18 protein-coding genes are annotated in these 17,896 nt (G+C 64.6%); 11 read left to right on the top strand and 7 right to left on the bottom strand.

Annotation, left to right across the window (positions count from 1 at the left end; genetic code table 11):
- Positions 1 to 2: 2 nt before the first annotated feature.
- Together ACGYKA_RS09615 and ACGYKA_RS09610 are read left to right on the top strand one after the other, a co-directional pair.
- Entirely contained in the window at positions 3 to 761 is a 759-nt protein-coding gene (locus ACGYKA_RS09615; protein ID WP_394412081.1) for a 4Fe-4S dicluster domain-containing protein, read from the top strand.
- Complete coding sequence (locus ACGYKA_RS09610; protein WP_394417354.1) at positions 761 to 1,636, top strand: dimethyl sulfoxide reductase anchor subunit family protein; 876 nt, start codon at positions 761 to 763, stop codon at positions 1,634 to 1,636. Before ACGYKA_RS09615 ends, ACGYKA_RS09610 begins: the two co-directional genes overlap by 1 nt.
- A gap of 60 nt (positions 1,637 to 1,696) precedes the next feature.
- Here the strand turns inward: ACGYKA_RS09610 and dapA are convergent, their stop codons facing one another.
- Positions 1,697 to 2,572: a 4-hydroxy-tetrahydrodipicolinate synthase gene (gene dapA, locus ACGYKA_RS09605; protein ID WP_067265665.1), complete on the bottom strand. Its 876-nt coding sequence runs from the start codon at positions 2,570 to 2,572 to the stop codon at positions 1,697 to 1,699.
- A gap of 125 nt (positions 2,573 to 2,697) precedes the next feature.
- Here dapA and ACGYKA_RS09600 point away from each other — a divergent pair, with 125 nt between their 5' ends.
- The gene (locus tag ACGYKA_RS09600; RefSeq protein WP_394412075.1) at positions 2,698 to 4,662 is read left to right on the top strand and encodes a lytic transglycosylase domain-containing protein; all 1,965 of its coding nucleotides are present in this window, start codon (positions 2,698 to 2,700) and stop codon (positions 4,660 to 4,662) included.
- Here the strand turns inward: ACGYKA_RS09600 and ACGYKA_RS09595 are convergent.
- Positions 4,627 to 5,505 (bottom strand): DMT family transporter, encoded by an 879-nt coding sequence (locus tag ACGYKA_RS09595; RefSeq protein WP_394412072.1) that lies wholly within the window; start codon positions 5,503 to 5,505, stop codon positions 4,627 to 4,629. The genes ACGYKA_RS09600 and ACGYKA_RS09595 overlap by 36 nt on opposite strands.
- A complete protein-coding gene (mnmD, locus tag ACGYKA_RS09590; RefSeq protein WP_394412069.1) occupies positions 5,502 to 6,200 on the bottom strand; it encodes a tRNA (5-methylaminomethyl-2-thiouridine)(34)-methyltransferase MnmD in 699 nt (232 codons plus the stop codon). Before mnmD ends, ACGYKA_RS09595 begins: the two co-directional genes overlap by 4 nt.
- Positions 6,201 to 6,256: 56 nt before the next feature.
- On the opposite strand from mnmD, the gene ACGYKA_RS09585 reads away from it, so the two are divergent.
- Entirely contained in the window at positions 6,257 to 7,294 is a 1,038-nt protein-coding gene (locus ACGYKA_RS09585; RefSeq protein WP_394412066.1) for an NAD(P)/FAD-dependent oxidoreductase, read from the top strand.
- 54 nt (positions 7,295 to 7,348) lie between these two features.
- On the opposite strand, the gene ACGYKA_RS09580 is transcribed toward ACGYKA_RS09585, so the two are convergent.
- Together ACGYKA_RS09580 and ACGYKA_RS09575 are read right to left on the bottom strand one after the other, a co-directional pair.
- On the bottom strand, positions 7,349 to 8,005 hold the full coding sequence (locus ACGYKA_RS09580; RefSeq protein WP_394412063.1) for an OmpA family protein: 657 nt from the start codon (positions 8,003 to 8,005) through the stop codon (positions 7,349 to 7,351).
- 98 nt (positions 8,006 to 8,103) lie between these two features.
- Positions 8,104 to 9,006 carry a methylated-DNA--[protein]-cysteine S-methyltransferase gene (locus ACGYKA_RS09575; protein ID WP_394412060.1) on the bottom strand — a complete coding sequence of 301 codons (903 nt, stop codon included), beginning with the start codon at positions 9,004 to 9,006 and terminating at the stop codon, positions 8,104 to 8,106.
- A gap of 111 nt (positions 9,007 to 9,117) precedes the next feature.
- Here ACGYKA_RS09575 and nth point away from each other — a divergent pair, with 111 nt between their 5' ends.
- From nth to ACGYKA_RS09560, 3 genes are read left to right on the top strand one after another with little or no spacing between them, the layout of a single operon-like run.
- The gene (gene nth, locus ACGYKA_RS09570; RefSeq protein ID WP_394412058.1) at positions 9,118 to 9,762 is read left to right on the top strand and encodes an endonuclease III; all 645 of its coding nucleotides are present in this window, start codon (positions 9,118 to 9,120) and stop codon (positions 9,760 to 9,762) included.
- Positions 9,759 to 10,748 carry an adenosine kinase gene (locus tag ACGYKA_RS09565; protein WP_394412055.1) on the top strand — a complete coding sequence of 330 codons (990 nt, stop codon included), beginning with the start codon at positions 9,759 to 9,761 and terminating at the stop codon, positions 10,746 to 10,748. The genes nth and ACGYKA_RS09565 overlap by 4 nt, the downstream gene beginning before the upstream one ends.
- Positions 10,749 to 10,750: 2 nt before the next feature.
- Positions 10,751 to 11,344 carry a GNAT family N-acetyltransferase gene (locus tag ACGYKA_RS09560; protein ID WP_394412053.1) on the top strand — a complete coding sequence of 198 codons (594 nt, stop codon included), beginning with the start codon at positions 10,751 to 10,753 and terminating at the stop codon, positions 11,342 to 11,344.
- Between the two features lie 13 nt (positions 11,345 to 11,357).
- Here the strand turns inward: ACGYKA_RS09560 and ACGYKA_RS09555 are convergent, their stop codons facing one another.
- Both ACGYKA_RS09555 and ACGYKA_RS09550 read right to left on the bottom strand, forming a co-directional pair.
- The gene (locus tag ACGYKA_RS09555; RefSeq protein ID WP_271688447.1) at positions 11,358 to 11,840 is read right to left on the bottom strand and encodes a hypothetical protein; all 483 of its coding nucleotides are present in this window, start codon (positions 11,838 to 11,840) and stop codon (positions 11,358 to 11,360) included.
- Positions 11,837 to 12,319 (bottom strand): RNA pyrophosphohydrolase, encoded by a 483-nt coding sequence (locus ACGYKA_RS09550; protein ID WP_394412050.1) that lies wholly within the window; start codon positions 12,317 to 12,319, stop codon positions 11,837 to 11,839. The genes ACGYKA_RS09555 and ACGYKA_RS09550 overlap by 4 nt, the downstream gene beginning before the upstream one ends.
- A 181-nt stretch (positions 12,320 to 12,500) precedes the next feature.
- Between ACGYKA_RS09550 and ACGYKA_RS09545 the strand changes: the two genes are divergently transcribed.
- The 4 genes from ACGYKA_RS09545 to zapE all read left to right on the top strand — a co-directional run bounded on the left by ACGYKA_RS09545 (position 12,501) and on the right by zapE (position 17,883).
- Positions 12,501 to 14,528, top strand: a complete 2,028-nt coding sequence (locus ACGYKA_RS09545) for an FAD-dependent oxidoreductase (RefSeq protein ID WP_394412047.1) — start codon at positions 12,501 to 12,503, stop codon at positions 14,526 to 14,528.
- A gap of 76 nt (positions 14,529 to 14,604) precedes the next feature.
- A complete protein-coding gene (locus ACGYKA_RS09540; RefSeq protein WP_394412044.1) occupies positions 14,605 to 15,546 on the top strand; it encodes a zinc transporter ZntB in 942 nt (313 codons plus the stop codon).
- 144 nt (positions 15,547 to 15,690) lie between these two features.
- Complete coding sequence (locus tag ACGYKA_RS09535) at positions 15,691 to 16,596, top strand: LysR family transcriptional regulator (RefSeq protein WP_067261147.1); 906 nt, start codon at positions 15,691 to 15,693, stop codon at positions 16,594 to 16,596.
- A 228-nt stretch (positions 16,597 to 16,824) separates the two neighbouring features.
- On the top strand, positions 16,825 to 17,883 hold the full coding sequence (zapE, locus tag ACGYKA_RS09530) for a cell division protein ZapE (RefSeq protein ID WP_394412041.1): 1,059 nt from the start codon (positions 16,825 to 16,827) through the stop codon (positions 17,881 to 17,883).
- Positions 17,884 to 17,896: the final 13 nt, after the last annotated feature.

Raw genomic sequence — 17,896 nt, 5'->3', positions numbered from 1 at the left:
ACATGACCACCCTTCCCGACCAAACCGAGCGCAAACTCGGCCTCGTGATCGACCTCGACACCTGCGTCGGCTGTCATGCCTGCGTGATCTCCTGCAAAGGCTGGAACACCGAGAACTACGGCGCACCGCTGTCGGACCAAGACGCCTATGGCGGCGACCCGTCTGGCACCTTCCTCAACCGCGTGCACAGCTACGAGGTCCAGCCCGAGGCGGGTGCGGCGCAACTGGTCCATTTCCCCAAATCCTGCCTGCATTGCGAAGACGCGCCCTGCGTCACCGTCTGTCCGACGGGGGCGAGCTACAAGCGGGTCGAGGACGGCATCGTGCTAGTCAACGAAAGCGACTGCATCGGCTGCGGCCTCTGCGCTTGGGCCTGCCCCTACGGCGCGCGCGAGATGGATCAGGCGGCGGGCGTGATGAAGAAATGCACCCTCTGCGTCGACCGTATCTACAACGAGAACCTGCCCGAAGAAGACCGCCAGCCCGCCTGCGTGCGCACCTGCCCGGCGGGCGCGCGTCATTTCGGCGATCTGGGCGATCCCGACAGCGCGGTGAGCCAATTGGTGGCCGAGCGTGGCGGTGTGGACCTGATGCCCGAAAAGGGCACCAAACCGGTCAACAAATACCTGCCGCCGCGCCCGCGCGACACGCTTGGCCCACCTGAGGGCGAGATCGACGTGCTAGCCCCCTTCCTCGCCCCGATCGACAGCGGCCCCAAGGGGTTCCTCGGCTGGCTCGACCGCACTTTGGAGAAGCTCTGATGCATCCCGCGCCTTCCGTTATTCTGTTCAGCAGCCTGTCGGGCATGGGTTTTGGCCTGCTTGCATGGCTCGGGATCGGCCTGCCTGCGGTGACCGGCTGGGTCGCTTTCGTCTTCTTCGCGCTGGCCTATCTCTTGGCCGTGGGCGGGCTCATCGCTTCGACCTTTCACCTTGGCCATCCAGAGCGCGCGCTCAAAGCCTTCACCCAATGGCGCAGCTCTTGGCTCAGCCGGGAGGCTTGGGCCTCGGTCGCGGCCTTGTTGACCATGGCAGCCTATGGCACGGGGTTGGTGTTTTACGACACGCAGCTCTGGCCCTTGGGGGTGATCGGTGCGGCATTGTCGCTGCTCACGGTGCTGACCACGGCGATGATCTATACCCAGATGAAAACCGTGCCGCGTTGGCACAGCGTTATGACGCCGCTGAATTTCCTGTCGCTCAGCATCGCGGGCGGTGCTTTGCTGGCGGGGCAGGTAACGGCGGCGATGATCCTGCTGGCGCTGGCGGGGGTGGTGCAGATCGCCACATGGTGGCGCGGGGATCGGGCGCTTGCAACCTCGGGCAGCGATATCGCGACGGCGACGCGGCTGGGGGAACATGGCAGCGTCCGCGCCTTCGAGCCGCCCCATACCGGCACCAACTATCTGCTGCGGGAATTCATCTATCAGATCGGGCGCAAACATGCGCTGAAACTGCGGGTGATCGCGATTGCGCTGATGGTCGTGCTGCCGCTGCTGCTGTTGCTCTCGCCCGTGTTTCACCACCTTGCTGCCGGTCTCGCGGTGCTCAGCCATGCGGCAGGGGTGCTGACCGCGCGCTGGCTGTTCTTTGCCCAAGCCGAACATGTGGTCGGCCTCTACTACGGCAAACGCTGAACGCAAAAGAGGGGGTGTCTCCACCCCCTCTTCGTATCGGCCAACCTGTTTACAGTAGGCTTAGTTCATCAAACCCGCATGGCGCAGGGCCGCATCGACCAGTTCCTTGGTCGGGTCGGTCAGCTCCGTGAGCGGCAGACGCACCTCGTCCGAGCAGAGGTCGAGCCGCGACATGGCGTATTTCACGCCGACAAGCCCCGGTTCGGTAAAGATCGCCTTGTGGAGCGGCATCAGACGGTCCTGCAACTCCAGCGCCTTGGCGTAATCGCCTTCAAGACAGGCGGCCTGCATCTGCGCCACAAGGCGCGGCGCGACATTGGCAGTGACCGAGATACAACCGACGCCGCCTTGAGCGTTGAACCCATGCGCCGTGGCATCTTCGCCCGAGAGCTGGCAGAAATCCGGGCCGCAGGTAATGCGCTGATCGCAGACGCGCGCCAGATCGCCGGTGGCGTCCTTGACGCCGACGATGCGCGGCAACTGGGCCAGTTCGCCCATCGTTTCGGGCATCATATCCACAACCGAACGGCCGGGGATATTGTAGATGATGATCGGCAACTCGCAGCAGTCATGCACGGCGGTGAAATGCGCCACCAACCCGCGCTGCGTCGGCTTGTTGTAATAGGGCGTCACCACCAACAGCGCATCCGCGCCGACTTTCTCGGCATGGCGGGCAAGGCGGATGCTTTCGACCGTGTTGTTCGACCCGGCGCCCGCGATGACCGGGATGCGGCCCGCAACGGCTTTGACCACCTCTTCGACGACGGTCTCATGCTCGGCATGGCTCAGCGTCGGGGATTCGCCGGTGGTGCCGACGGGGACAAGCCCGCTCGACCCTTCGCCGATGTGCCATTCGATAAGTTTCTTGAGCGTATCCAGATCCAGCGCGCCGTTGCGAAACGGCGTGACGAGGGCAGGCAGAGAGCCTTTGAACATGTGCACGCTCCTTAAGTGCTGGCCGGTGGAAAACCGGACTGGATGAGGGCTTTTGCGGGCGCTACGGTTTGATAAACGGCGCCCGAGCCATATGTTGCAAGGCTCTAGCCTCGGAGACGTGGGAAATGCAAGCGATGACGCGCCTGATGGCGATCCTCATGAGTGTTTTTGTCCTGACCGTGCCTGCGGAGGCGCAGCGGCCACGGCCTTTGGGCTGGGCGATGGATGCGATGCGCAGCGGCAATTGGGACGCCGCCGCGGCGCTGGCTGCCCGTGACGGTCAAGTCGCCGCCGATGTGATCGAATGGCACCGGCTGCGCGCCGGGCGCGGCACCTATGCCGACACCCGCGATTTCCTGAACCGCAGACCCGACTGGCCCGGTGAGGCGTATCTGCGCAGGCAGAGCGAAGCGGCGGTCATCAAACAGGGTGAGAGCGAGATACTGGATTTCTTCTCGGCCATGGCCCCGCAGACCCCACGCGGCGTGCTGGCCCATGCCGAGGCGCTGATCAACAGCGGCCAGCGCGGTGAGGCCGAGGCGAACCTCGTTCTGGCGTGGCGCACCATGCCGATGAACGCCAGCAGTCAGGCCCTTTTCACCGAGGCCCACGGGAGCCTTCTGGCCCCACATCACGCGGCCCGGCTGGAAGAGATGCTCTGGCAGCGCGAACATTCCGAAGCGCGGCAGATGTTTGATCTGGTCTCAAGCCCCGACAGGGCGCTGGCGGAAACCCGCATCGCCCTGCAAAAGCTGGAAAGCGACGTGAACGCCAAGATCGACGCACTCCCCGCCTCCAAATCCGATGCGCCGGGGCTGGCGCATGACCGCTTTGAATGGCGTATCCGCAACGGGCTGCGCGAGGATGCCAAGGATTTGATGCTGGCGCGCTCAACCTCGGCTGTGGCCCTCGGCCAGCCCCCCAAATGGGCCAACCGCCGCCGGGCCTTGGCGCGGGATGAAATGCGCAATGGCGATGCGCAGAGGGCCTACCGGCTGGCGTCGCAGCATTTTCTGACCGATGGCTCGAACTATGCCGATCTCGAATGGCTTTCAGGCTATATCGCGCTGCAGTTCTTGGACGATCCCACCACCGCTTTGGGCCATTTCCAGAACCACGACAACGCCGTGGAATCCCCCATCAGCCAAGGCCGAGCGGGCTATTGGCAGGGCCGCGCGTTGGAGGCGATGGGCGATGCGGAAGGCGCGGCGAAAGCCTATGCCATGGGGGCGGAATACCAAACCTCCTTCTACGGGCTGCTGGCCGCCGAACGGGGCGGCATCCCCTTTGACGAAAAGCTCGCAGGTGCAGCACCTGAGCAAGACTGGCGCAGCTCTCCGCTGGCCCGTGCGCCCCTGTTTGAGGCCGGGTTGCTGCTGCAAGCCTCGGGCGAGCTGTCCACCGCCGAGCGGTTCTGGACCCATTTGGCCGAACAACTCGTCCCCGAAGACATCGCCCTGCTGGGGCAAGCCGCGATCGACGTGGGCCAGCCGCATATCGCGGTGATGATCGGCAAACGCGCCGCGAAGCGGGGGCTGGAGGTGCCCGCCCCCTATTACGCGCTGCACAGTCTGGTGGAGAAAGACCTGCCGATGGCGACCGAGATGACCCTCGCCATCGCGCGGCGTGAAAGCGAATTCGACCCGAACGTGCAAAGTGGCGTCGGCGCGCGGGGTTTGATGCAGATCATGCCCGCCACAGCGCGGGACGTGGCGCGCGATCTGGGCATCTCAGGCCAACACACGACGGACCGCCTGACCGCCGACCCCGATTATAACGCGCGGCTTGGCGCGACCTATCTGTCGCAGATGGCGGGGCTTTTCGACGGCAATGTCTCCATGATGTCGGCGGCCTATAACGCGGGCCCTAGCCGCCCGCGGCGCTGGATGGCGACCTATGGCGACCCGCGCAAAGGCGAGATCGACATCGTCGATTGGATCGAGATGATTCCCTTTCGAGAAACGCAGAACTACGTCATGCGGGTGACCGAAAGCCTGCCTGTCTATCGCGCCCGTCTGGGAAAAGACCCGCTGCCGATCCCCTTTAGCGCAGAGTTAACCGGATCGACGTTGAAGCCGTTCGCGCCATAGGGTGAACAGCCCCGCCGCCACGATCATGCCAGCGCCCAGCACCACGCTGGGGCGCAGTACCTCGTTAAAGACCGACAGGCCGATGATCACGGTAAAGATCAACTGCGTATAGGCGAAGGGCTGCACCGCGCTGGCCTCGGCGACTTCGTAGCAACGGATCAGCAGCCAATGGCCCGTGACCCCGGTGATGCACAGCGTGCCCATCAACAACCAGTTGCCCGGCGTCATCGGCTCCCAAAACCAGATGCCCACCGCCGTCATGACCGCCGCACCGGTCACGCCCGTCCAGAAGAAACTTGTCGCCGTCGTGTCGCGCCGCGCGACATAGCGGGTCAGCAGGCCATAGACCGCGAACATCGCCGCCCCTGCCAGCGGGATCGCGGCGGCAGGGTCCACCACGCGAAGCCCGGGTTGCAAGATCACCAGCACCCCGACAAAGCCCACACCAATCGCGGCCCACCGCCGCCAGCCGACTTTCTCACCCAAGATCGGACCGGAGAGCGCCGCCACCAGCAGCGGGTAGCAGGTAAAGACCGCATGGCTTTCCACCAGCCCCAGAATGGTAAAACCCAGCACCATCGTACAGATCTGGGTCGACAGCAGCACGCCGCGCAGGATTTGCACCGCAGGCTGCGTGGTCGCGGCGGCTTTGCGGATGCCGCCCGCCTTGCGCAGGGCCAGCGCGATGACGAAAGCGGCAAAGAACCAATAGCGGATCATTACCACCATCAGCACATTGTAATTTTCGGCCAGATGGCGCGACAGCCCGTCTTGGACGGCAAAGACCATCGTCGTGGCGATCATCAGCATGATGCCGAGCGGGATATTGTTGGACTGGCTCATGCGGGCATCCGCGCGCGGGTCATATGGCGTTTGCGGCCATAGCCGGGGATGCGGGCAACCTCGAAACCGCCCGCGGCAAGCGCACGGCGCACGAAGCCCGCGGCGGTATAGGTCGCAGCACTGCCGCCCGGTGCGGTATGGCGTGCCACCTCGGCCATCAGATCATCGCCCCAAAGCTCGGGATTCTTGGCCGGTGAAAACCCATCGAGGAACCAAGCATCGGCCTGCCCCTGCCATGCGGGCAGGGTTTCGCGCGCGTCCCCAATGATGATCTCGGCCCGCAAGCCGGGCAGTTCCAACACGCCACCCGCGGGCAGTTCCAACACGCCACCCGCGCCATCCCACGCCGCTGTCAGCGCATCGCGCCGCCCGTCGAGCGCGGGAAAGGCCGCATGGGCCTGCGCCATATCCTCGGGGTGCATCGGGTAGGCTTCGAAACTGGTGAAATGCAGCGGCCCGTCATGGCCCGCCCGCATCCAAGCATCCCAAGCAAGCAACAGGTTCAACCCGGTGCCAAAACCAAGTTCAGCGATGTGAAAGCCGGGGCGGAACCTCTCGGGCAGGTCATTGCCCGCCAGAAAGACATAGGCCGTCTCAGCCGCGCCGTCCTCTAGGCTGAAGTAGGGGTCATCGAACTGGGTCGAGACGGGCACTTGGCCCGCGCGCCACGTAATCTGGGCATTCTGGTCTGGCACGGCACGTCCTGCTAGAGGGGAAGAAGTCGCGCAGACACTGCGCAAGCTGGCGGGGAATGGCAATGGTGGATGTAACCGTAAGAGGGGCCGGGATTTTTGGCCTGTCGGTGGCTTGGGCCTGCGTCCGGCGCGGGGCGGTGGTCCGTGTGGTCGATCCGGCAGGACCGGCGGCGGGGGCTTCGGGCGGGATCGTGGGCGCGCTGGCGCCGCATGTGCCGGAAAATTGGAACGCCAAGAAAGCCTTTCAGCTTGAGAGCCTGCTCAGCGCCGAAGCCTTCTGGGCCGAGGTCGAGGCTGCGGGCGGTCGCGCGCCCGGCTATATCCGCAGCGGGCGCTTGCAGCCGGTGGCGGATGAGGCGGCCCTCGCGCTGGCGCGGCAACGGCAGGACACGGCAGCCGAACTTTGGCAAGGCCGCGCCCGGTGGGAATTGATCCGCGCCGAGAGCAGCGATTGGGCCCCGCAGAGTCCCACCGGCTGGCTGATCCGCGACACGCTAAGCGCCCTCGTCCACCCGCGCCACGCCTGTGCCGCCCTCGTCGCGGCGCTGGCGGCCAAAGGCGTTGAGATCGTGGCCGAGGCGCCCGAGGAGGGTCTGACCCTCTGGGCCACGGGTGTCGCGGGGCTAGAGGCGCTGAATGCGGGCCATCCGCGTTTGGTTGGCGCGGGCATCAAAGGGCAGGCCGCGCTCTTGCGGCTGGACCGGGGCGGCGCGGCGCAGCTTTTTGCCGATGGGGTCCATGTGATCCCGCATCTGGATGGCACGGTGGCTGTGGGCGGCACCACTGAGCGAGAATATGACAGCCCTGACGGCACCGATGCGCAGCTCGATGCGGTGATCGCCAAGGCCCGCGCGGCGGTGGCCGCATTGCAAGACGCGCCGGTTGTCGAACGCTGGGCCGGGCTGCGCCCGCGCAGCCGCAGCCGCGCGCCGATGCTGGGCCCGTGGCCGGGCAGACCGGGGCATTACATCGCCAACGGCGGCTTTAAAATCGGCTTCGGCATGGCCCCGAAAGTGGCAGAGGTCATGGCCGATCTTCTGCTCGAAGGGCGCGATGCCATCCCCGAGGGTTTCAGGGTCGAGGACAACCTCTAGGCCAAAAAAACCCCGGCCACTGGCCGGGGTTCTCTGTCACTTTCAACCTGCGGTTTAGCGCGCGTTGGGCAGGATCACGATCTCGACCCGGCGGTTCTGCGCTTTGCCAGCGGCGCTCAGGTTGCTTGCCACAGGCTGGCTTTCGCCACGGCCGAATGTCTGCAAACGCTGCTGCGGCACGCCGTTGGACAGAAGGATGTTGCCCACGGCCTGCGCGCGACGCTCGGAAAGCTGCTGGTTATAGGCCGCTTCGCCATCGCTGTCGGTGTGGCCCACGACTTGCAGGGTGGAGTTCTGATAGATGTTCACATTCTGCGCCAGCGCGGCCAGATCGTCACGCAGGGCGGGCGATACGCTGGTGCTGTCGGTCGCAAATAGGATGTCTTGCGGCAGGGTCACGATCAGACGGTCGCCGGTGTTGGTGATCACCACGCGGCTGTCCATCGCGGCGCGCAACTCGGCCTCTTGCTTATCGAGCGAATAGCCGACGCCCGCGCCGATCGTGCCGCCGATCAAAGCGCCTTTCAGCGCGCCTTTGCCGTCACCTTCGGAAATTGCACCGGCAAGGGCCCCGACGCCCGCACCGATCAAAGCGCCATTTTTGGTCCGCTGGTTGGGATCGCCATTGCCGGTCTGCATCGGCTGCGTACAGGCACCCAGTGTCATCGCGCCAGCCAGAGCGGCGGCCAAAGTCATCTTCGAAGAAATCATGTCTACTGCCTTCATGTTTGCGGCCCCGTTCGGGCGGGGCATCTTGACGTGAACGCAATATAGGCACGCAAAGTTCCCAAAAACATTACATATAACCGCTATTCGGCAGAAACCCGCCCAGAGGGGGTTGTTTGCGCCTCTGCCCGTGCCGCCTCGAAGGCGAGCATTGCGCGTTTCACCGGCAGCCCCCAGTGGTAGCCGCCCAAGCCCCCGCTTTTGCGCAGCGCCCGGTGACAGGGGATCAGCCAACTCACCGGATTGCGCCCTACTGCCGTGCCTACGGCACGCACGGCGCGGGGGCTGCCGATGCGCTGTGCGATTTCGGAATAGGTGGTCACCTGCCCTGAGGGGATGCTCAGCAGCGCCTCCCAGACCTTGATCTGAAAGGGCGCACCGATGAGGTAGAGCGGCGCCTTCGCCTCGGGCTCCTTCCGTCTCCCAAAGGCCGCGTCGACCCATGCCTGCAACCGCGCGGGGGCCTCCACGAAATCGGCGAGCGGCCAGCGGCCACAAAGATCCGCCATCGCCGCATCCTCCCCCACTTCCGACGACAGCGCGAGCCCGCAGATGCCCTTATCGGTGCCCATCACCAGTGTCGGGCCAAAGGGGCTGTCAAACCAACCCCAGTAGATCGTCAGCTCCGCGCCCTTGCGGGCAAACTCACCGGGGCTCATCGCCTCCCAGCGCAGGAAAAGGTCATGCAACCGCCCGCTGCCCGACAGCCCCAATTCATGCGCCGCCGCCAGCGTGGTGAAACGGTCGCGCAGCATGACTTTGGCCTGATCCAGCATCAGATACTGCTGGTATCGCTTCGGCGAGACCCCCACCCAGCGTGAGAACAGCCGCTGGAAATGCGCGGCGGACATGCCCATCTCGCCCGCGATCCAATCGAGTTGCTTGGGGTCTTCGGCCTCGTCAATCAGGGCGATGGCGCGGCGCATCACCTGATAGTGGTACCCCTGATCTTCGGGCGCGGGAGAGAGCTGTGCGATCTGTGTCATGCCACCAGATTAGCCGCGCCCCTGCCCCCGTGCGACCCGTTTCTTGCGCCATCGCACCCCACGCCCCGCCCCCGCTTGCCCTGCCGCGCCATTCATCGCATACCCTGAGCCATGGCCCGCCAACTTGATTATCATACCATCCGCGAGATCTTCGCCCGCTTCCAACAGGCAGAGCCTGAGCCCGAGGGCGAGTTGGAGCATGTGAATGTCTATACGCTCGTCGTGGCCGTGGCGCTGAGCGCGCAATCGACCGATGCGGGCGTCAACAAAGCCACGCGCGAGTTGTTCAAGATCGCGGACACGCCGCAAAAGATGCTCGATCTCGGGCTTGAGGGGGTGATCGACCATATCAAGACCATCGGCCTCTACCGTCAGAAGGCCAAGAACGTCATCAAGCTGAGCCAAATCCTTGTAGACGATTACGACGGCGAGGTGCCCAATTCCCGCGCCGCGCTGCAATCGCTGCCGGGGGTGGGGCGCAAGACCGCGAATGTGGTGCTCAATATGTGGTGGGGCCAGCCTGCGCAGGCGGTGGACACGCATATCTTCCGCGTCGGCAACCGCACTGGCATCGCACCGGGCAAGACGGTCGACGCGGTAGAGCGCGCCATCGAAGACAACATTCCCGCCGATTTCCAGCGCCATGCCCATCACTGGCTTATCCTGCATGGCCGCTATCACTGCAAAGCCCGCAAACCCCTGTGCCGCACCTGCATCATCCGTGACCTGTGCCAATACGAGGACAAGACAGAATGACCCAATACGAAGTGGTTGGCATCGGCAACGCCGTCGTCGACGTGATCTCCCATGCCGATGACAATTTCCTTGCCGACAACGGCATCGAGAAAGGCATCATGCAGTTGATCGAGCGTGACCGCGCCGAAGACCTCTATGCCGCGATGCAAGACCGGGTGCAGACGCCGGGCGGCTCGGTCGCCAATACCGTGGCGGGCGCGGGCGCGCTGGGCCTCAAGACCGCCTTTATCGGGCGGGTGCGCGATGATGAGCTGGGCCAGTTCTATGCCAAGGCGATGACCGATATCGGCATCGATTTCGTCAACGCCCCCGTGGCGGAGGGCGAGAACCCGACCTCGCGTTGCATGATCTTCGTCACCCCCGATGGGGAACGGTCACTGAACACCTACCTCGGCATCTCGACCGGGCTGACCTCGGCCGATGTGCCGCAGGCGGTGACGGAGAAGGCCAAGCTGATGTTCCTCGAAGGCTACCTCTTCGACCACGAGGCGGGCAAAACCGCCTTTCGCGAGGCCGCGCGGGCCGCGACGGCGGGCGGCGGCATGGCGGGCATCGCCATCTCCGACCCCTTCTGCGTGGAGCGCCACCGCGACGACTTCCTCGCGCTGATCGAAAACGATCTGGGCTATGTCATCGGTAATGAGGCCGAGATTCGCGCCCTTTGGGAAACCGACGACACCGAAGCCGCCCTGGCCAAGACCGCCGAGATTTGCCCGCTGGTGGTCTGCACCCGGTCGGGCGACGGTGTCACGCTGGTGCGGGGCGAGGAACGGGTCGACGTGCCGGTCGAAAAGGTCGTGCCGGTGGATGCCACGGGCGCGGGTGACCAATTCGCGGCGGGCTTCCTCTATGGCCTTGCCACGGGCCGCGATCTTGAGACCTGTGGCCGCATGGGCAACATCTGCGCGGGCGAAGTGATCCGCCACATCGGCCCCCGCCCCCAGACTGACATCATGGCCCTGTTCAAGGCCGAAGGGCTGGTCTGACCATGATCGAGAGCGGTTTTCACGATGTCCCGCCCGGCAAACTCGCCGTGGTGGTGACCCATCTTGAGATGGACGCCAAACCCAGCCTGCGGGAGGTGCCCCTGCCTGATGGTGTCACCTTTCGAAAGGTCACGCCGACGCCCGACTGGTTTCGCGATATTTTCCGGCGCGTCGGGATGGATTGGCTCTGGTACGGGCGGCTCAAATTGGATGACACGGCCCTCTGCGCGCTGCTGCAAGACCCGGCGCGGGACTTCTATACGCTGACCCGCGATGGCAAGGACGAGGCGCTGCTTGAGTTGAACTTCCCCGAAGACGGCAGCTGCGAGCTGGCCTATTTCGGGCTGACCTCTGCGCTGATCGGCAGCGGTTCGGGGCGGTATCTGATGAACCAAGCGATCACGCTGGCATGGGAAAAGCCGATCACCCGACTGCACCTGCATACCTGCACCAACGACAGCCCACAGGCGCTTGGCTTTTATGTGCGGTCAGGTTTCATCCCAGTGCGCCGCCAGGTTGAGATCGACGACGACCCGCGTCTCACAGGGCTGCTGCCCCGCGATGCCGCACCGCAAGTGCCGCTTATCAAGGCATAAGACTGCCGCCGGATCACCGAACCGGCGTGCACTCCGCCCCTTGGAAACAGGCGATCACCTTATCCACCATGGCAGGCTTCGGAGAGCCGAAAAGATCGCCCCCGCAGGGGTTGCTTTCCAGCGCATAGGCCCCATCCGGTTTGCGTTCGAGGAAGGCCAGAACATCCCCCTCTTCGGCGGAGCCGCACCAAGGGCCGAAACACTGAACGTTGAGCGTCAAGGGCTGGTCAAAGGGCACGTCAAAGCCCCCTTCGGATAGCGCCTTGCCGCTGATCTGCGCCCGGATCGGCGTCTCTTCGGGCGGGTTGATCCCGATGGTGCCACCCTTTGGCAGGGCGCTGGCGTCAAAGGTCAGACGCCCCTGCACCACGACATAGTTTTCCTCGGCCGTGGCCGCGCGTTGATAAGTCGCCTCGACCGAATGGGGCAGGCAACTGAGCGCAAGCGCGGGCAGCGGGGCCAAAGTGGCGAGGGCGCAGGCGATGATCCGTGTCATAACTTCTCCTCAAACTCTTCAAGAGCCGCTGCATAGACCGCACGTTTGAACGGCACGATATTCGCGACCAGTTGATCTGCGGGCATCCAGCGCCATTCCGAGAATTCAGGCTCAGCCGTCTGGATGTTGACCTGATCGTCCTGCCCCAGAAAACGCATGAGGAACCACTTCTGTTCCTGCCCCCGGTAGCGGCCCTTCCAGATGTTGGGCACCAGTTCATGGGGCAGATCATAGGGCAGCCAGCTTGTCGTCTCGGCTTCGATCCGCACCAGATTGCTGGGAATGCCAGTCTCTTCCTCTAGCTCACGCAGGGCCGCATCGCGCGCGGCCTCGCCCTTGTCGACCCCGCCTTGGGGCATCTGCCAAGCGTCCTGATCCCGGTCGCGCCGCTGGCCGACAAAGACCTCCCCCTCGGCATTCACCAGCATCACGCCGACGCAAGAGCGGTAGGGCAGTTTGGCAATCTCTTCGGGGGTCATGGGGGCAGGTCTCCTGAATGGCGTTCATGAGGGAGTTAGCACGACCAAGGCGCGGCTCAAAGCGGTCACATTGCGGCTATGACGTTTCGGCAGCGGCATCGTTGACGCGGCGTTTCGCGTGACTTGCCCTGCCGTTTCCGATGGTGTCACAGTGACCCAGCCCACCCAGAAAGGTAAAGCCATGTCCGACTACCCCCACCTGCTTGCCCCGCTCGACCTTGGTTTCACCACGCTGAAGAACCGGCTGTTGATGGGCTCGATGCATACCGGGTTGGAGGAGACGGGCGATTGGAACCGCGTGGCGGAGTTCTATGCGGCACGGGCGCGGGGCGATGTGGGGCTGATGGTCACGGGCGGCATCGGGCCGAACCGCGAAGGCGCGGTGGCCCATGGCGCGGCGATGATGGTCAGCCAGAAGGACGTGGACAACCACAGCATCATCACCCAGCGGGTGCATGAGGCGGGCGGCAAAATCGCCATGCAGATCCTCCACGCGGGCCGCTATGCCTTCACACCTGAATGCGTGGCCCCGAGCGCAGTGAAATCCCCGATCTCGATGTTCGCGCCCAAGGAGTTGGACGAGGAAGGCATCGAGAAACAGATCAGCGACATCGCCGCCTGCGCCCTGCGCGCCCGCGAGGCGGGCTATGACGGGGTCGAGATCATGGGCTCCGAGGGGTATTTCCTGAACCAGTTCCTCGTCACCCACACCAACAAGCGCGAGGACCGCTGGGGCGGCTCCTACGAGAACCGCATGCGCCTGCCGCTGGAAGTCGTGCGCCGGGTGCGCGAAACGGTGGGCGAGGATTTCATCCTGATCTACCGCCTGTCGATGATCGACCTCGTGCCCAACGGCTCGACCTTCGAAGAGGTCGTGCAACTGGCGCAAGAGGTCGAGAAGGCCGGCGCCAATATCATTAACACCGGCATCGGCTGGCACGAGGCGCGCATCCCCACGATCGCCACCTCGGTGCCGCGCGCGGCCTTTGCATGGGTCACGAAAAAGTTGATGGGCAAGGTGGGCATCCCGCTGATCACTTCGAACCGGATCAACACGCCGCAAGTGGCCGAAGAAGTGCTGGCGGAGGGCTGCGCCGACATGGTCAGCCTCGCGCGGCCGATGCTGGCCGATGCCGATTTCCTCGCCAAGGCGAAGGCCGGTCAGGCCAAGCGCATCGCCCCCTGTATCGCCTGCAACCAAGCCTGCCTCGACCATACCTTCGGCGGCAAGATCTCCACCTGCCTCGTGAACCCGCGGGCCTGTTACGAGACGGAATTGCGGATCGAACCCGCCGCAAACCCGAAAACAATTGCCGTTGTCGGCGCCGGGCCTGCCGGTCTCTCGGCTGCCATCACGGCGGCGGAGCGGGGCCACAAGGTGACGCTCATGGACCGCGCGTCCGAGATCGGCGGGCAACTCAACCTCGCCAAACAGGTAGCCGGCAAGGAGGAGTTCTGGGGCCTTGTCGACTGGTACCGCACCATGCTGGACGTGCACGGCGTGACCGTGCAGCTTGAGACCGAAGCCACGAGCGAGGCGCTCTCAGACTTCGACGAGGTCGTCATCGCCACCGGCGTCGTGCCGCGCGACCCGCAGATTCCCGGCCAGAACCGCGACAACGTGGTCAGCTACATCGACGTGCTGAACGGCACTGCGAAGGTCGGCCAGCGCGTTGCGGTGATCGGCGCAGGCGGGATTGGCTTCGACGTGTCTGAACATCTGGTGCATGATGGCGAGAGCAGCACGATGAACCTGCCCGAGTGGATGCGCGAATGGGGCGTCACAGACCCGGGCGCGCATCGCAGCGGCCTTGCCCCCGAAGGGCCGCAACCGCCAGCACCTGCGCGCCAGATCACCATGCTGCAACGCAAAACCAGCAAGCCCGGCAAGGGTCTGGGCAAGACCACGGGTTGGATTCACCGCGCCTCGCTCACCATGCGCGACGTGAAGATGATCGCGGGTGTGAACTACGAACAGATCGACGATGCGGGCCTGCATATCTCCTTTGGCGAGGCGCGCGAGAACCCCACGCTGATCGAGGCCGACACCATCGTGCTCTGCGCCGGGCAATTGTCCGAGCGCAGCCTCGCCGATGCACTGGAGGCGCGGGGGCAGACCTGCCACGTGATCGGCGGCGCGGATGTGGCGGCGGAACTGGACGCGAAACGCGCCATCAACCAAGGCACACGTCTGGCCGCCGGGCTGTAAGCGACGGGCGGGCGCTTGGCCCCCTTGCGCCCCGCCCTAGATCGCCGCAGGATTGCCAAAACGATCCAAGGTCTCCATGCCCCTCTGCGTCTTCGACATCTATGAGGACGGCACCGCGCAGGTGCCTTCCGATGACAACCTCACTGGGCCGGGGCGCTACCGCTGGTGGCACTACGACATGGCCGATCCGGCGCTGGCGCCGTGGCTGGCCGAACACCTGCCCGAGATCCCGGCGGGTGCGTTGCTACAGCCCGAAACCCGCCCGCGCTGTGACGAATATGACGACGGGCTGATCCTCAACCTGCGGGGCATCAACCTCAACGAAGGTCAACAGGCCGACCAGATGGTCTCGGTCCGGATGTGGGTGACGGATGCGGTGGTGATCACCGTGCGGATGCGCCGGGTCTTTGCCATAGATGAGCTGCGCGCGCTGGCCGCCGAGAACAACGCGCCGCCCCGGCCTTCGGCCTTTGTCGAGGCGCTGGTCTCTCGCCTGACCGCCCGGGTGCAGGTCGAAGTGGCGCGGCTGGCGGATCGGACGGCCTTCTACGAGACCGATCTAGAGGACCACAGCACCCCGCCGCCGAAGGAACTGCCGGTGACCCGCCGCAGCGCAATCCGGCTGGAACGCTACCTCGCCCCGCAGCGCCATGCGCTGGAGCGGTTGGCGACACTGGACCTGCCGCTGGTGCCGGACGTGGACGCGATGAAGCTGCGCGAACTGGCCAACCGGACCGCCATCGTGGTCGAGGAATTGGACGCGCTACAGGAACGCATCGTCACGGTGCAGGACGAACACGACAACCAGGTCGCGCAGCGACAGGCGCGGCACAGCTACATGCTGTCCATCGCCGCCGCGGTCTTTCTGCCGCTGGGGTTCCTGACGGGGCTTTTCGGCGTGAACGTGGGTGGGATGCCGGGCGTGGACGATCCGCATGCCTTCGCGATCCTTTGCCTTGCCATGGTCGGCCTCGCAGCCATCATGCTGGCCGTGCTGAAATGGCTGCGCTGGCTGTGACAGGCGGGGAAACGGATTGTTCTGCCGTTTCCATGCCATGAACGATCCCCGCAAAGACCACGGGACTGTCTTGCCTGCGCCCCGATCCTGCCCGAATTGACGCCCATACCTGACCGCAACAAGATCAATGCGAAGGGACAGGCAATGGACCGCCTTACGGAAATGGAAGCGTTTGCCACTGTGGTGGATCAAGGCGGCTTTACCGATGCTGCCAAGAAGATGGGGATCTCGAAATCCGCCGTTTCAAAGCATGTCTCCTCGCTCGAGGCGCGCTTGGGCGCGCGGCTGCTGAACCGCACCACCCGCCGCGTCTCGCCCACCGAGATTGGCCTTGCTTACTACGACCGCGCCCGCCGCGTGCTGAACGACGCAGGCGAGGCCGATGCCTTGGTCACTTCGATGCAATCGGCGCCCTCGGGGCTGCTGCGAATTTCGGTCGCGACGGATTTCGGCGTCAATCATTTGTCCCCCGCGCTGTCGGAGTTCTTGCAGGACTTTCCCGATATCACCGTGAACATGGTGCTGAACAACCGCTACGTTGAGTTGATCTCGGAAGGTTTCGACATGGCCGTGCGGATCGGGGAGCTGGAAGACAGCACCCTGCGCGCGCGCAAATTGACCGAGACCACCAAGCGCATGATCGCCAGCCCGAAGTATTTCGAGCAATACGGGCGGCCGGAAAAGATCGACGATCTGAACAATCACAAGCTGCTGCACTATTCGAACCAGTCTTCGGGCAACGTGTGGAAACTGACCGCGCCCTCGGGCGAGAAGCGGCAGGTGCGCACCGCCGGTTGGCTGTCGGTCAACGACGGGCAGAGTCTCTTGAACGCTGCGATTTCGGGGCTGGGCATCGCCTATCTGCCAAGCTTCCTCTACGCCGAGGCGATGGAGAAAGGTCTGGTCGAGGACGCGATCCCCGATCTGCCGCTGGAGACGCAGGGCATCTATGCCGTTTATCCGCCGGGCCGCTTCACCCAGCCCAAGGTGCGGGCGTTTATCGACTTTCTTGTGCATGAGTTTGCCGAGAAGGGGCCGGCGGACTGGTAAGGGTCGCGAGAGCCACCCAGCCGGAACGAGTGGCGGTCGCCGGGCCATCGCCTGCCCGCCCCCCGGGTAGGCGATTGGGCGAGGCTGGGTACGACCTTGCGAACGCACACAATGGTTGAGCCATAAAGTGGCAACGCCATACCGCCTGATCGCCGACCCGCGGGCAGGCGATGGCCCTTCCACAAGACCACCTTTCCTCTCCCCCACCAGCACGCTATCTCTCCCGCCATGAGCAACATGCGCGAAACCTATGCCCGGCTTGTCGCCGAGGGCAAACTACAGGCCGACCCGGCCCAAGAAACCGTCATGGCCGAGTTCGACCGCATCCGCGATGCGCTGGCCAACCCGCCGAAAAAGAGCTTTTTCCGCAAAGCCCCAGAGCCGCCCAAGGGCCTGTACCTTTGGGGCGGTGTCGGGCGCGGTAAATCCATGCTGATGGACATGCTCGTGGCGCATCTGCCCGACGTGCCTGCGCGCCGCGTGCATTTCCACGCCTTCATGCAGGAAATCCACAACGCCATGCATGAGGTCCGCAAGACCGGCGTGGATGACGCCATTGCGCCCGTGGCCCGGGACGTGGCGGAAAGCGTCCGCCTACTGGCCTTCGACGAGATGCAGATCACCGACATCACCGACGCGATGATCGTAGGCCGCCTGTTCGAAGCACTCTTCGCCGCGGGCGTCGTGGTGGTCACCACCTCGAACCGCCTGCCCGATGACCTCTACAAAAACGGCATCAACCGCGAGGTTTTCGTGCCCTTCATCGACCTCATCAAAGAGCGGATGGTGGTCCATGAATTGGCCAGCCCGACCGACTACCGCCAAGACCGGCTGGCAGGGTCACAGGTCTATTTCACCCCCGTCAACGCCGAAAGCCGGGCCGCGATGGACGCGGTCTGGGACGATCTTGCAGGGGCCGAGGGCGAACCGCTGACCCTACACGTCAAGGGCCGCGAAGTGACCATACCGCAATATCACAACGGCATGGCCCGCGCCGGTTTTCACGCGCTCTGCGGCCAGCCCTTGGGCGCGGCGGATTACCTCGCGCTGGCGCAGGCCGTGCGGGTGCTGCTGCTGGACAACATCCCCACCCTTGGCCGGTCGAACTTTAACGAGGCCAAGCGTTTCGTCACCCTGATTGACGCGCTTTACGAGGCAAAGGTGCGGCTGATCTGTTCCGCCGCCGCCGCGCCGGAAATGCTCTACCTCGAAGGTGAAGGCACCTTTGAATTCGAGCGTACAGCCTCCCGCCTGCGGGAGATGCAGGGGGAAGACTGGGGGCGCTGACCGCCCCCGGCCA

It is taken from the genome of Sulfitobacter sp. 1A15106, from assembly GCF_043556995.1.
GTDB lineage: Bacteria > Pseudomonadota > Alphaproteobacteria > Rhodobacterales > Rhodobacteraceae > Sulfitobacter > Sulfitobacter faviae.
The sequence above is the reverse complement of the archived record's forward strand: the minus strand, read 5'-3'. Positions and strand labels throughout refer to the sequence as shown.